General features: G+C 68.5%; 14 protein-coding genes. 11 read left to right on the top strand and 3 right to left on the bottom strand.

Translation table 11 applies throughout. The features are described 5' to 3' along the window. Nucleotides 1–3: 3 nt before the first annotated feature. From RSP45_RS08205 to RSP45_RS08160, 10 genes are all read left to right on the top strand, one after another. Nucleotides 4–813, top strand: coding sequence for a transporter substrate-binding domain-containing protein (locus RSP45_RS08205; protein ID WP_415393958.1), 810 nt, complete (start codon nt 4–6; stop codon nt 811–813). 69 nt (nt 814–882) lie between these two features. Then, the gene (locus tag RSP45_RS08200; protein WP_073061735.1) at nt 883–1,548 is read left to right on the top strand and encodes an amino acid ABC transporter permease; all 666 of its coding nucleotides are present in this window, start codon (nt 883–885) and stop codon (nt 1,546–1,548) included. Nucleotides 1,549–1,560: 12 nt separating this feature from the next. Next, entirely contained in the window at nt 1,561–2,214 is a 654-nt protein-coding gene (locus tag RSP45_RS08195; RefSeq protein ID WP_073061732.1) for an amino acid ABC transporter permease, read from the top strand. Continuing rightward, nucleotides 2,207–2,929, top strand: coding sequence for an amino acid ABC transporter ATP-binding protein (locus RSP45_RS08190; RefSeq protein WP_324331651.1), 723 nt, complete (start codon nt 2,207–2,209; stop codon nt 2,927–2,929). Before RSP45_RS08195 ends, RSP45_RS08190 begins: the two co-directional genes overlap by 8 nt. Nucleotide 2,930: 1 nt before the next feature. Then, nucleotides 2,931–4,160 carry an NAD(P)/FAD-dependent oxidoreductase gene (locus tag RSP45_RS08185; protein ID WP_415393957.1) on the top strand — a complete coding sequence of 410 codons (1,230 nt, stop codon included), beginning with the start codon at nt 2,931–2,933 and terminating at the stop codon, nt 4,158–4,160. Between the two features lie 2 nt (nt 4,161–4,162). Then, the gene (locus tag RSP45_RS08180) at nt 4,163–5,164 is read left to right on the top strand and encodes a 4-hydroxyproline epimerase (RefSeq protein ID WP_415393956.1); all 1,002 of its coding nucleotides are present in this window, start codon (nt 4,163–4,165) and stop codon (nt 5,162–5,164) included. Then, nucleotides 5,161–6,891: an aconitase X gene (locus RSP45_RS08175; RefSeq protein ID WP_415393955.1), complete on the top strand. Its 1,731-nt coding sequence runs from the start codon at nt 5,161–5,163 to the stop codon at nt 6,889–6,891. Before RSP45_RS08180 ends, RSP45_RS08175 begins: the two co-directional genes overlap by 4 nt. Before the next feature lie 4 nt (nt 6,892–6,895). Further along, nucleotides 6,896–7,924, top strand: coding sequence for a trans-3-hydroxy-L-proline dehydratase (locus RSP45_RS08170; RefSeq protein WP_415393954.1), 1,029 nt, complete (start codon nt 6,896–6,898; stop codon nt 7,922–7,924). Between the two features lie 8 nt (nt 7,925–7,932). Next, nucleotides 7,933–8,634: a GntR family transcriptional regulator gene (locus tag RSP45_RS08165; protein WP_415393953.1), complete on the top strand. Its 702-nt coding sequence runs from the start codon at nt 7,933–7,935 to the stop codon at nt 8,632–8,634. A gap of 116 nt (nt 8,635–8,750) precedes the next feature. Next, the gene (locus tag RSP45_RS08160) at nt 8,751–9,689 is read left to right on the top strand and encodes a dihydrodipicolinate synthase family protein (protein ID WP_415393952.1); all 939 of its coding nucleotides are present in this window, start codon (nt 8,751–8,753) and stop codon (nt 9,687–9,689) included. A 176-nt stretch (nt 9,690–9,865) separates the two neighbouring features. Here RSP45_RS08160 and dapD read toward each other — a convergent pair whose 3' ends face one another. Further along, nucleotides 9,866–10,690 carry a 2,3,4,5-tetrahydropyridine-2,6-dicarboxylate N-succinyltransferase gene (dapD, locus tag RSP45_RS08155; RefSeq protein WP_415393951.1) on the bottom strand — a complete coding sequence of 275 codons (825 nt, stop codon included), beginning with the start codon at nt 10,688–10,690 and terminating at the stop codon, nt 9,866–9,868. Nucleotides 10,691–10,788: 98 nt separating this feature from the next. On the opposite strand from dapD, the gene RSP45_RS08150 reads away from it, so the two are divergent. Continuing rightward, nucleotides 10,789–11,616, top strand: coding sequence for an LOG family protein (locus RSP45_RS08150; protein ID WP_415393950.1), 828 nt, complete (start codon nt 10,789–10,791; stop codon nt 11,614–11,616). 7 nt (nt 11,617–11,623) lie between these two features. On the opposite strand, the gene rlmH is transcribed toward RSP45_RS08150, so the two are convergent. Further along, nucleotides 11,624–12,100 (bottom strand): 23S rRNA (pseudouridine(1915)-N(3))-methyltransferase RlmH, encoded by a 477-nt coding sequence (gene rlmH, locus RSP45_RS08145; protein WP_415393949.1) that lies wholly within the window; start codon nt 12,098–12,100, stop codon nt 11,624–11,626. Between the two features lie 10 nt (nt 12,101–12,110). Then, nucleotides 12,111–12,545, bottom strand: coding sequence for a ribosome silencing factor (gene rsfS, locus RSP45_RS08140; protein WP_415394023.1), 435 nt, complete (start codon nt 12,543–12,545; stop codon nt 12,111–12,113). Between the last annotated feature and the right edge of the window lie 336 nt (nt 12,546–12,881).

The following is a 12,881-nucleotide window of genomic DNA, read 5'->3' as shown; positions in this document are numbered from 1 at the left end:
GACATGAAATTCGCCTCGATCATTGCGGCCGCGGTCGCCACCGTCTCGATGGCCGCGCCGGCGCTGGCCGACAAGCTCGACGACATCATCGCCTCGGGCAAGCTGCGCTGCGCGGTGGTGCTGGACTTCCCGCCGATGGGGTCGCGCGACGCCAACAACCAGCCGATCGGCTTCGACGTGGACTACTGCAATGACCTGGCCGCGGCGCTGGGGGTCCAGGCCGAGATCGTCGAGACCACCTTCCCCGAGCGCATCCCCGCGCTGGTGTCGGGGCAGGTGGACATCGGCGTCGCCTCGACCTCGGACACGCTCGAGCGGGCCAAGACCGTCGGCTTCTCGATCCCCTATTACGCCTTTGAAAACGCCGTGGTCGCCAACGACAAGGTCGAGATGGCCGACTGGGAAGGCATGAAGGGCAAGACCGTGGGCGCCACTGCCGGCACCTATGAGGCGATCTGGCTGGAAGGCCAGGTCAAGGAATGGGGCGAGGGCCAGTTCCGTCCCTACCAGAACCAGGCCGACGTGTTCCTGGCGCTGAGCCAGGGGCAGCTGGACGCCACCGTCTCGACCGTCGAGGTGGCCGAGGCCAACGTGAAATCCGGCAACTTCCCCGGCATCCGCATCGTGGACAAGGCGCCGATGGTGCCCGACTACGTGGCGCTGATCGCGCTGCGCAGCGAACACGGGCTGATTGACTATCTGAACCTGTTCATCAACCAGCAGGTCCGCACCGGCCGCTATGCCGAGCTTTACGCCAAGTGGGTGGGCGAGGGCGAACCGGCCGACCTGACCATCAAGGGCGTCTATCGCTGACGCGCCCCGCCTGATCCGGCGGCGCGGCTGGGGTCGCGCCGCCGAACCCTCATCCAAGGCAAGGCGGTCATGTTCAACTATACCTTCCAGTGGAAGCAGGCGCTGGCCCGGCTTCCGCAGATGCTCGACGGCGCGGTGGTCACCATGCAGGTGGCGCTGCTGTCGATGGCGATCGGGATCGCGCTGGCGGTGGTGCTGACGCTGTTCCGGCTGTCGGGCAGCCGCATCCTGTCGGGGATCGCCACAAGCTGGGTGGAAATCGCCCGCAACACCCCGGCGCTGTTCCAGATCTACATGGCGCATTTCGGCGTCGCGAGCTTCGGCATCCATTTCAGCCCCTGGACCTCGCTGCTGCTGGGGATCACCTTCAACAACGCGGGCTATCTGGCGGAAAACTTCCGCGGCGCGCTGAAGGCCATCCCGGACACGCAGGCGCGGGCCGGGCGCTCGCTGGGGCTGTCCGAGCTGCAGGCGTTCCGCTTTATCGTGATGCCGCAGATGCTGCGGATTTCCTTTCTGCCGATGACCAACCAGATGGTCTGGGCGATCCTGATGACCTCGCTGGGGGTCACGGTCGGCATGAACACCGATCTTTACGGGGTCACGCAGGACCTGAACGCGCTGACCTTCCGCACCTTCGAGCTGTTCGCCGTCGCCGCCGTGATCTTTTACCTGATCACCAAGGTCATCCAGCTTGGCGCGCGGCTGCTCGCGCGCCGCATGTTCCGTTACTGAGAGGGGGCAGGGATGTTCGATACCGCATTGTCGGCCAACGACCTGATCTTTCTCGCCAAGGGGGCGGGGATGACGATCTTCGTCACCCTGATCGCCGTGTTCTTCGGGACGGTGCTGGGGATCGTCTTTGGCATCTTCCGCTATCAGGTCGGGCCGGTGATCGCCGCGCCGCTGACCTTCGTGCTGGACGTGTTCCGCTCGATCCCGCTGCTGATCCAGCTGGTGCTGGCCAACGCCTTTCTGGGGATGGTGCTGCGGCTGGGGCTGTCGGGGCTGACCGTCGCCTGCATCGTGCTGACGCTGTATACCTCGGCCTATTGCGCGGAAATCGTGCGGGGCGCCATCGAATCGGTGCCGCAGCCGGTGCGCCGCGCCGCGCGCTCGCTGGGGCTGAGCTGGCGGCAGGACATGACCAACATCGTGCTGCCGCTGGCGATCCGGGTGGGGCTGCCGTCCTGGATCGGCCTGTCGCTGGGGGTGATGAAGGATTCGGCGCTGGTCTATGTCGTGCAGGTGACCGAGCTGCTGAAATCCACGCAGATCCTGATCACAAGGCTGCAGGAACCGCTGCTGCTGCTGATGATCTGCGGCGCCTTCTATTTCCTTATCAGCTTCCCCGTCGCGCGGCTGGGCGGATACCTTGAAAAACGGTGGACCCATGATTGAGATCCAGAATGTCCGCAAATCCTTCGGCGCGCTCGAGGTGCTCAAGGGGATCGACCTGACCGTGCAGAACGGCGAGGTGCTGACCATCATCGGCGGCTCGGGGTCGGGCAAATCCACGCTGCTGACCTGCATCAACGGGCTGGAGCCGATAGATTCCGGCCGCATCCTGGTGGACGGGACCGAGGTTCACGCCCGCAGCACCGACCTGAACAAGCTGCGCCAGAAGATCGGCATCGTGTTTCAGCAATGGAACGCGTTTCCGCATCTGACGGTGCTGGAAAACGTCATGCTCGCCCCCCGCAAGGTCAAGGGGATGAGCAAGCCCGAGGCCGAGGCGATGGCCGTCAAGCAGCTGGAACACGTGGGCTTGGGCGACAAGCTGTCGGTCTATCCCTCGCGGCTGTCAGGCGGCCAGCAGCAGCGCATGGCGATCGCCCGGGCGCTGGCGATGTCGCCCAAATACATGCTGTTCGACGAGGTAACCTCGGCGCTGGACCCGATGCTGGTGGGCGAGGTGCTGGACACGCTGCGGCTGCTCGCCTCGGAAGGGATGACGATGATCTGCGTCACGCACGAGATGAAGTTCGCGCGCGAGGTGTCGGACCGGGTGGCGTTCTTCCATCAGGGGGTGATGGCGGAAATCGCCCCGCCGGCCGAGCTGTTCGGCGCCCCGAAAAGCCCGGACCTGCAGAAGTTCCTGGCGGCGACGGCATAAGATGGCGCAGCCGGATGTGATCGTCGTCGGTGCCGGCGTCGTGGGGCTGTCCGCAGCGCTGGCCATGCAGATGCGGGGGCTGGACGTGGTGGTGCTGGACCGCGAGGGGCCGGCGGCGGGCGCATCGGCCGGCAATGCCGGGGCGTTCGCGTTCACCGACATCCTGCCGCTGGCCTCGCCCGGAATCCTGCGGAAAGCGCCGCGCTGGCTCCTGGACCCGCTGGGGCCGCTGACCGTAAAGCCGGCCTATGCGCTGAAGATCGCGCCGTGGATGTTCCGCTTCTGGCGGGCCTGTTCGCCGGCGCGGGTCGAGGGCTCGACCGTGGCGCAGACGGCGCTGATGGACCTGTCCAAGGCCGAGCTGGAGCCGTTCCTTGCGGCCACCGGCACAATGCCCATGCTGCGCCGCGACGGCAACTTGCAGGTGTATGAATCCGAGGCCGAGTTCCGCGCCTCGCTGCCCGGCTGGGAGGCCCGCACCCGCCACGGCATCGCCTTTCGCCACATGGACGCGGAAGAGATGGCCGAGCTGCAACCGGGCTTGTCGCCGCGTTTCGTCAAGGGCACTTTTACCCCCGAGTGGTATTCGATCAGCGACCCCCGCGACTATGTGCTGGCGCTGGCAGAACGTTTCCGCGCCGGCGGCGGAAGGATCGAGCGGGCCGAGGTCACGGCGCTGTCCCCCGCTGCCGATGGCGTCGCGTTGGACCATGGCTGGCGCGCGGGCCATGTGGTGCTGGCGGCGGGCGCCCATTCCCACCGCATCGCGCGGTCCCTGGGTGAGAAAATCCCGCTGGAAACTGAGCGCGGCTATAACACCACGCTGCCGCTGGGGGCGTTCGACCTGCGCACGCAGGTGACCTTTGGCGGCCATGGCTTCGTGGTGTCGCGCCTGTCCAGCGGCATCCGCGTCGGCGGCGCCGTCGAGCTGGGCGGGTTGGAACTGGCGCCCAATTTCCGCCGGGCCGAGGCGATGCTGAAAAAGGCGCAGGCCTTCCTGCCCGGGCTGGACCCGCAGGGCGGCGTGCAATGGATGGGCTTCCGCCCCTCGCTGCCCGACAGCCTGCCGGTGATCGGCCCCTCGCGCGCCAGTCCGCGCGTCACCTATGCCTTTGGCCACGGCCATCTGGGGCTGACGCAATCGCCCGGCACCGCGCGGCTGGTCGCCGATCTGGTGACCGGCGCCGCCCCGCCGATCCCGCTGGCCCCGTTTTCCTCGACAAGGTTCTGACCATGGCAAACCACACGTTTTCCTGCATCGACGGGCACACCTGCGGCAATCCGGTGCGGCTGGTTTCCGGCGGCGGGCCGCGGCTGATCGGCGTGGACATGCTGGAAAAGCGGGCGCATTTCCTGCGCGAGTTCGACTGGATCCGCACTGGGCTGATGTATGAGCCGCGCGGGCACGACATGATGTCGGGCTCCATCCTCTACCCGCCGACGCGGCCCGATTGCGACGTGGCGGTGCTGTTCATCGAGACCTCGGGCTGCCTGCCGATGTGCGGCCACGGCACCATCGGCACGATTACGATGGGGATCGAGAACGGGTTGATCACCCCGCGCGAGCCCGGGCGGCTGTCGATCGAGACCCCCGCCGGCAAGGTCGACATCACCTATCGCCAGGAGGGCCGCTTCGTCGAGGAGGTGCGGCTGACCAACGTCCCCGGTTTCCTCCATGCCGAGGGGCTGACGGCCGAGGTCCCGGGCCTGGGCGAGATCGTGGTGGACGTGGCCTATGGCGGCAATTTCTATGCCATCGTCGACCCGCAGAAGAACTTCCGCGACATCGCCGACCATACCGCAGGCCAACTGGTCGGCTGGTCGCCGTTGCTGCGCGCGGCGCTGAACGCGAAATACGAGTTCATCCACCCCGAGGATGCCCGCATCAACGGGCTGTCGCATATCCTGTGGACCGGCGCGCCGACGCAACCCGGGGCGCACGCCCGCAACGCGGTGTTCTATGGCGAAAAGGCCATCGACCGCTCGCCCTGCGGCACCGGCACCTCGGCCCGCATGGCGCAATGGGCGGCCAAGGGCAAATTGGCGGTCGGGGACGAGTTCTGGCACGAATCCATCATCGGCTCGATCTTCAAGGGCCGGGTCGAGGCGGCAGCCGAGGTCGCCGGGCGGCCGGCGATCATCCCCTCGATCGGGGGCTGGGCGCGGCAGACCGGCATCAACACCATCTTTATCGACGACCGCGATCCTTATGCGCATGGGTTCGTGGTGAAATGACCGCGACCCGCATCCTGCCGGGGCTGGCCGAAGGGCCGGTGCTGGCCATGGACCAGGGGCTCAGCTTCTGGGGCGGGGTCGATCCGGCCACCGCGCGCGTGATCGACGCGCATCACCCGGCGCATGGGGCGGATCTGGCGGGGGCGGTGGTGCTGATGCCGACCAGCCGGGGGTCGTGTTCGGGCTCCGGAGTGATGCTGGACCTGATGCTGAACGGGCGCGCCCCGGCGGCGCTGATCTTTTCGGAGCCCGAGGACATCCTGACCCTTGGCGCGCTGATCGGGGCCGAGATGTTTGGCCGCGCGCTGCCGGTGCTGCGGGTCTCGGCTGCCGACTTCGCCCGCCTCGCCGCTCAGCCTCGCCTGCGGATCGGGGACGACGCGATCACCGGCGAGGGCCTGCGCATCCCCATCGTGGACCCGCCCGAGCACGCGCTGGCGCTGACCGAGGACGACCGCGCCATGCTTGCCGGGCGCGACGGCGCGGCGGCGGCGCTGGCGATGCGGATCATCTGCGCCATGGCCCGGCAGCAGGGGGCGGCGGCGCTGACCGACATCAGCCGCGGCCATATCGACGGCTGCATCCTCGCTCACCCGGCGAACCTGATCTTTGCCGAAAAGATGGCGGACCTCGGCGCGCAGGTGCGGGTGCCGACCACCATCAACGCGATTTCCGTGGACCGCGAGCACTGGCAAGCGCAGGGGGTGGACCCGGATTTCGGCGCCCGCGCCTCGCGCCTCGCGGACGCCTATGTGCGCATGGGCTGCCGGCCCAGCTTCACCTGCGCGCCCTATCTGCTGACCGACCGCCCGCAGGCCGGCGAGGACATCGCCTGGGCGGAATCGAACGCGGTGGTCTATGCCAATTCGGTGCTGGGGGCGCGGACCCCGAAACACCCCGATTATCTGGATTTGTGCATGGCGGTGACCGGCCGCGCGCCGCTGGCCGGGGTCTATCTGGACGACTCCCGCCGCCCGGAACTGGTGCTGGAGGTCGAGCCACCTGCGGACCCCGACGATTCCTTCTGGCCGCTGCTGGGCCATGTCGCGGGCTCGGCCGCGCCCGCCGCGATCCCGCTGATCCGGGGCGTCGGGGGGCTGAACCCGTCGCCCGACGACCTCAAGGCGCTTTGCGCCGCCTTCGGCACCACCTCGGCCGCACCCATGCTGCATGTCGAGGGCGTGACCCCCGAGGCCACGCGCCCGCCGCTGCCCCAGGCGACCCGCCGTCGCATCACCACCGCCGAGCTTGCCGCCGCATGGGACGAACTCAACCAGCAATTTCTTCATCATGAAAATATCCCGGAGCCCGAGGCAGAGCCTCGGTCCCGCGCCACCACCGGCACCCCGGTCGATCTGGTCGCCATCGGCAGCCCGCATATCTCGCCCGTCGAGAGCCGCAAGCTGGCGGCATTGCTCGACAACCGCCCCGTCGCCATCCCGCTGATCGTCACCGCCGGGCGGGCGGTGATCGCGGAACTCGACCGCGACGGCACTCTGGCGCGGCTCAAGGAAAGCGGGGTGCAGGTGATCCCCGATCTCTGCTGGTGCTCGATCACCGAGCCGGTGTTCCCGCCGCAGGCGACCGCGGTGATGACCAATTCCGGCAAATACGCCCATTACGGCCCCGGACTGTCCGGCCGCCCGCTGCGTTTCGGCAGCATGGCCGATTGCGTCGCCGCGGCGCTGACCGGGCACCCCCCCGGCAGACCCCATTGGCTAGGATAGACCCATGCGCAGCACCCGCACCATCCACGTGATTTCCGCCCATGCCGAGGGCGAGGTCGGCGATGTCATCGTCGGCGGGGTGCTGCCGCCCCCCGGTGACACGATCTGGGACCAGTCCCGCTGGATCGCCCGCGACGGCAGCTTGCGCAACTTCGTCCTGAACGAGCCCCGCGGCGGGGTGTTTCGGCACGTCAACCTGCTGGTGCCGCCCAAACACCCCGACGCCGACGCCGCCTTCATCATCATGGAGCCCGAGGACACGCCGCCGATGTCGGGGTCGAACTCGATCTGCGTGGCGACGGTGCTGCTGGACGGCGGGCTGGTGGAGATGCAGGAACCCGAAACCCGGCTGGTGCTGGAGGCGCCCGGCGGCCTCGTCCGGGTCCGCGCCGAGTGTCGCGACGGCAAGGCCGAACGCATTTTCGTGCAGAACCTGCCCAGTTTCGCGGCCGAGCTGGACCGCAGCCTCGAGGTCGAAGGGCTGGGCACGCTGACCGTCGATACCGCATTCGGCGGCGACAGTTTCGTGGTAGTGGACGCCGCCGCCATGGGCCTGCGGCTGGACGCGTCCGAGGCCCATGACATTGCGCGGCTGGGCGTGCGCATCACCAACGCCGCCAATGCGGCGCTGCAGTTCCGCCACCCGACGCTGCCCGACTGGCGGCATTTCTCCTTCTGCCTGTTCGCCGGGGCGGTCACCCGCGACGAAAACGGGCTGCGCGCCGGGGCGGCGGTGGCGATCCAGCCGGGCAAGGTGGACCGCTCGCCCACCGGCACGGCGCTGTCGGCGCGCATGGCGCTGCTGCACGCGCGCGGGCAGATGGGGCTGGAGGAGCGGCTGACCACGGTGTCGCTGATCGGCTCGACCTTCACCGGGCGGATCCTCGGCACCACCGATCTGGCCGGGACCCCGGCGATCCTGCCCGAGATTTCCGGACGCGGCTGGATCACCGGCATCCACCAGCACATGCTGGACCCTTCGGACCCGTGGCCGCAAGGGTATCGGCTGACCGACAGCTGGGGCGCAAGATAGGCGGCAAGATGGCAAAGGACACCACAGTGAGGACCGAGCGCAAACGCGGCGAAGGCGTGCAGTTCGTCTATCAGGTGCTGCGCGACGACATCCTCAACCTGGCGCTGCCGCCCGGCAGCCCGATCGACGAGAACCAGCTGGCCGAGCGGCTGTCGATGTCGCGCACCCCCATCCGCGAGGCGCTGGTGCGGCTGGCGGGCGAGGGGCTGGTGACGACGCTGCCCAACCGCTCGACTGTGGTATCCAACATCGACTTTCTGGACCTGCCCAGCTATTTCGACGCGCTGACGCTGATGTACCGGGTGACCACGCGGCTGGCGGCGGAAAACCGCACCCCGCAGGACCTGGCCCGGATCCGCGCGCTGCAGGACGATTTCGCCCGCGCGGTGGCGGCGCAGGATGCGGCGGCGATGATCTCGGTCAACCGCGACTTCCATGCCGCCATCGCCGCGGCCGGGCGCAACAGCTATTACACCGGCATGTTCAGCCGCCTGCTGGACGAAGGGCGGCGGCTGCTGCGCATCTATTATTCCTCGTTCAACGACCAGCTGCCGCGCCGCTATGTCGAGGAGCATGAGGACATCATCGCCGCCGTTGAGGCGCGCGACATCGCCCGCGCCGACCAGCTGGCGACGCAGCACGCCGACCAGATCGTGCAGAAGCTGCAGCGGCTGATCGCGCAGGACCGGCGCCGGCATATCGAACTGTAGGGGCGCGCTGTAGGCTCGGCCGGATTCTGTCGACAAATAAAATACAAACTGTATAACCAAGGCCAACGTCCAGCGATTCGCGCCCCGTCCCCACCCGTCCAGCCCAGGAGTCCACGATGAACGCCCAGATCTTCGCAGGTTGCATCCCCGCGCTGATGACCCCCTGCACCAGCGACCGCACCCCCGATTACGATGCGCTGGTGCGCACCGGGCGGCGGCTGATCGACGCCGGCATGTCGGCGGTGGTCTATTGCGGCTCGATGGGCGACTGGCCGCTGCTGACCGACGCCCAGCGGATGGAGGGCGTGGCCCGGCTGGTCGCGGCCGGGGTGCCGGTCGTGGTCGGCACCGGCGCGGTGAACACCGCCACCGCGGTGGCCCACGCCGCCCATGCGCAGAAAGTGGGGGCGCACGGGCTGATGGTGATCCCGCGGCTGCTGTCGCGCAGCACCGCGGTCGACGCGCAGCGCAACCATTTCAAGGCGATCCTCGCGGCCGCGCCGGATCTGCCGGCGGTGATCTACAACAGCCCGTGGTACGGCTATTCGACCGGGGCCGAGCTGTTCTTTGCGCTGCGCCGCGAACACCCGAACCTGGTCGGCTTCAAGGAATTCGGCGGGGCGGCGGCGATGGATTACGCCGCCGAGCACATCACCAGCCGCGACGACGACGCCATGCTGGTGGTGGGTGTCGATACCTGCACCTTCCACGGCTTCCTCCGCTGCGGGGCGGCGGGCGCGATCACCGGCATCGGCTGCGTCCTGCCCGAGGCTTCGCTGCATCTGGTGCGGCTGTGCAAGCAGGCCGCCGCCGGCGACGTGGTGGCCCGCCGCCGCGCGCAGGAACTGGACGAGGCGATGAAGGTGCTGTCGCGCTTTGACGAGGGCGCCGATCTGGTGCTGTTCTACAAATATCTGATGGTGCTCAAGGGCCACCCCGAGTTCGAGCTGCATTTCAACGAAACCGACGCGCTGTCCGACAGCCAGAAGGGCTTCGCCAAGGCGCAGCTGGAGCTGTTCGAGAAATGGTATGAGGGCTGGTCGCGCGAGGCGTGAGTTCTCTGCCCCCGCAAACCGGAACGCGCCGCGCAAGGGTCCCTTGCGCGGCGCGTTGTTTTTGGTCGGTGCGCAGGCGGTGATGCGCGTGGCTGAGATCGCCCGGCGCGGCGGGTCGGGCGGGCAGGGCCGCCCGCGCTGAAGGGGCCGGAACGGCCCGCCGTCCGTCCCTCGGATCAGTCGCGCAGCAGCTCGTTGATCGAGGTTTTCGAGCGGGTCTTGGCGTCCACCCGCTTGACGATCACCGCGCAATACAGATGCACGCCGTTCTTCGACGGCATCGAGCCGGCGACGACGACGGAGCCGGCCGGCACCTCGCCATACATCACCTCTCCGGTCTCGCGGTCGAGGATCTTGGTGGACTGCCCGATGAACACGCCCATGCCCAGCACCGAACCCTCGCGCACGATCACCCCCTCGACCACCTCGGACCGGGCGCCGATGAAGCAGTCGTCCTCGATGATGGTGGGGCCGGCCTGCATCGGCTCCAGCACCCCGCCGATGCCGACACCGCCCGACAGATGCACGCGCTTGCCGATCTGCGCGCAGGACCCGACGGTGGCCCAGGTGTCGACCATCGTGCCCTCGTCCACATAGGCGCCGAGGTTCACGAAGGACGGCATCAGCACCACGCCGCGCCCGATATGGGCCGAGCGGCGCACCACGCAGTTCGGCACTGCCCGGAAACCGGCCTGAGCCCAGCGGGCAGCGTCCCAGCCGGCGAACTTGCTGTCCACCTTGTCCCACCAGCCGCCGCCCTGCGGGCCGCCGGAATGGAACTCCATGTCCTTGAGCCGAAAGCCCAGCAGCACCGCCTTTTTCGCCCATTGGTTCACGTGCCAGTCGGCGCCGCGCTTTTCGGCCACCCGCAGCTCGCCCCGGTCCAGCGCCTCCAGCGTGCCCTCGATCGCGTCGCGGGTCTCGCCGGTGGTGGCGGGGGAAATCGAATCGCGCGCGTCCCAGGCGGCCTCGATGGCGGTCTCTAATGCTGCATAGGACATGGCGGCTCCTTCATCCCTCGGGTGGAAACTGTCAGCTTCGGGCTATAAGCGGGGGGGCAAGGGGGCGCAATCTTGACGCGCCGGGTGATGAGGGTCCGATGACGCCAGAAGACGATCGCAGCCACGCGTTCCGCGACAGCTACCAGGACGTGCGGGTCACGCGCCGCACCCCGGACACGCCGCAGACCCGCGCGCCCGCCTATCGGCTGGCGTTCACCGATACCGAGTTCCTGCTGCGCGAGGAACTGCGCCCGGTGCGGCTGCAGCTGGAACTGCTCAAGCCGCAGATGGTGCTGGACGAGCGGGGCGTGCAATCGACGGTGGTGATGTTCGGCGGCGCCCGCATCCCGGCCCCCGAACAGGCCGAGACTGCTGCCACGCCGCGGCTGGGCGCGCTGTCGTGCTATTACACCGAGGCCGAGCGTTTCGCCGGCCTGATGACCCAGCGCAGCCTGGCCACCTATGGGCGGGAATGGGTGATCTGCACCGGCGGCGGCCCCGGCGTGATGGAGGCCGGCAACAAGGGCGCGCACGAGGCGGGCGGCCATTCCATCGGCCTGTCCATCGTGCTGCCACACGAACAGGCGCCGAACAGCTTCGTGACGCCGGACCTGTGCTTCAACTTCCACTATTTCGCCATCCGCAAGATGCATTTCCTGATGCGGGCCAAGGTGATCACCGTTTTCCCCGGCGGCTTCGGCACGATGGACGAGATGTTCGAGGCGCTGACCCTGATCCAGACCGGGCGGATGCGGCGGGTGCCGTTCCTGCTGTTCGGCGGCGCGTTCTGGCAAGAAATCATCAACTGGCAGGCGCTGGCCGCGGCCGGGACCATCAGCCCCGAGGACCTGGAGTTGATCCATTTCGTCGAAACCGCCGACGAGGCGGTCGAGATCATCGACGGGTTCGATTTTTCCGAGTGCTGAACGCGCGTCAGGCGCGGTGATAGGGAGCGCCGGCGAGGATGGTGGCGGCGCGGTAAAGCTGTTCGGCCAGCATCACCCGCACCAGCATATGCGGCCAGACCATTGCGCCGAAAGACAGGCTGTGCGCGGCGCGCTCGCGCAGGCTGGCGTCCAGACCGTCGGCGCCGCCGATCAGGAACACCGCGTCCGACTGTCCGTCGTCGCGCAGCCGCGCCAGCAGGGCGGCGAACTCCGGCGAGGTGAACTGCCGGCCGCGTTCGTCCAGTGCGATCACCGCCGCGCCCGTGGGGATCTGGCGGGACAGCAGCGCGGCCTCGGCGGCCTTGCCGCCACCGCGCCGGTCCTCGACCTCGGCGATGTCGGCCGGGCCCAGCCCCAGCGGGCGGCCGGTTTGCGCAAAACGGGTCAGGTAATCCGCGATCAGCGGCGATTCGGGGGCGCGGGCCGGCAGCCGGCCCACCGCAGCGATACGGACCCGCAGCATCCCGCGGGGCTTACTGCGCCAGCGTGTGGCCCGCCCCGTCGCGGGCTGCGTCGTCGCGCAGGCTGGCCAGCGCATCGGCCGGCATCCACATCTTTTCCAGCTGGTAGAACTCGCGCACTTCGGGGCGGAACACGTGGACGATCACGTCGTCGGTGTCGATCAGCACCCAGTCGCCGGTGTCCTTGCCCTCGATCCGGGCGCCGTGGCCGGTCTGGGCCTTCAGCCGCTCGACCAGCTTGTCGGCGATGGATGCCACCTGCCGCGAGCTGCGCCCCGAGGCGATGACCATATGGTCCGCCATTGCGGAACGCCCGCGCAGGTCGATGGTGACGATATCCTCGGCCTTGTCGTCCTCAAGCGAGGCGAGAATGCGGGCAAGCAGCTGGTCGCTGCCGTCCGAGGCGGTCGCGGCCGGCGTGTCGGCCCGCGGGTGGGTGGTGGACAGGGGACTTCCTCCGGTCAGCGCGCCGCATGTCCCCGGCGCCGGGATGGGACAAAGATAGCACGGGAACGCCCGTTCTCAACCACCGCGACGCAGATTCCTGCGAGGGGCGGCGGAAATTGCCGGGCAGGGCGGGCTTGGCTGGCCCCGAGGGGCCCTGCGCAGGGGCCAACCCCTTGCAGGACGGGGCGTCAAGGGGGTATCTAGACGGAATGATCCGGTTTTTCGACATATCCGATCGCGCCCGCCTGCCCGGCCGGTTCTACGGCCTTTGCCGGACGGTGACCGCGCGACTGTGAACGGCCGTGCCTGCGCGCCGCCTGCTGCGGCGCCTCAAGA

Origin of the sequence: Paracoccus sp. SJTW-4, from assembly GCF_047716885.1 — a bacterium.
Taxonomy (GTDB): domain Bacteria; phylum Pseudomonadota; class Alphaproteobacteria; order Rhodobacterales; family Rhodobacteraceae; genus Paracoccus; species Paracoccus solventivorans.
Note: the sequence above shows the minus strand (reverse complement) of the source record. Positions and strands in the feature narration are given on the sequence as shown.

Bases quoted from the DNA above. Each gene is read 5' to 3' on its own strand.
- RSP45_RS08205 (WP_415393958.1), top strand. From the start codon at position 4: ATGAAATTCGCCTCGATCATTGCGGCCGCGGTCGCCACCGTCTCGATG.
- RSP45_RS08200 (WP_073061735.1), top strand. From the start codon at position 883: ATGTTCAACTATACCTTCCAGTGGAAGCAGGCGCTGGCCCGGCTTCCG.
- RSP45_RS08195 (WP_073061732.1), top strand. From the start codon at position 1,561: ATGTTCGATACCGCATTGTCGGCCAACGACCTGATCTTTCTCGCCAAG.
- RSP45_RS08190 (WP_324331651.1), top strand. From the start codon at position 2,207: ATGATTGAGATCCAGAATGTCCGCAAATCCTTCGGCGCGCTCGAGGTG.
- RSP45_RS08185 (WP_415393957.1), top strand. From the start codon at position 2,931: ATGGCGCAGCCGGATGTGATCGTCGTCGGTGCCGGCGTCGTGGGGCTG.
- RSP45_RS08180 (WP_415393956.1), top strand. From the start codon at position 4,163: ATGGCAAACCACACGTTTTCCTGCATCGACGGGCACACCTGCGGCAAT.
- RSP45_RS08175 (WP_415393955.1), top strand. From the start codon at position 5,161: ATGACCGCGACCCGCATCCTGCCGGGGCTGGCCGAAGGGCCGGTGCTG.
- RSP45_RS08170 (WP_415393954.1), top strand. From the start codon at position 6,896: ATGCGCAGCACCCGCACCATCCACGTGATTTCCGCCCATGCCGAGGGC.
- RSP45_RS08165 (WP_415393953.1), top strand. From the start codon at position 7,933: ATGGCAAAGGACACCACAGTGAGGACCGAGCGCAAACGCGGCGAAGGC.
- RSP45_RS08160 (WP_415393952.1), top strand. From the start codon at position 8,751: ATGAACGCCCAGATCTTCGCAGGTTGCATCCCCGCGCTGATGACCCCC.
- dapD (WP_415393951.1), bottom strand. From the start codon at position 10,690: ATGTCCTATGCAGCATTAGAGACCGCCATCGAGGCCGCCTGGGACGCG.
- RSP45_RS08150 (WP_415393950.1), top strand. From the start codon at position 10,789: ATGACGCCAGAAGACGATCGCAGCCACGCGTTCCGCGACAGCTACCAG.
- rlmH (WP_415393949.1), bottom strand. From the start codon at position 12,100: ATGCTGCGGGTCCGTATCGCTGCGGTGGGCCGGCTGCCGGCCCGCGCC.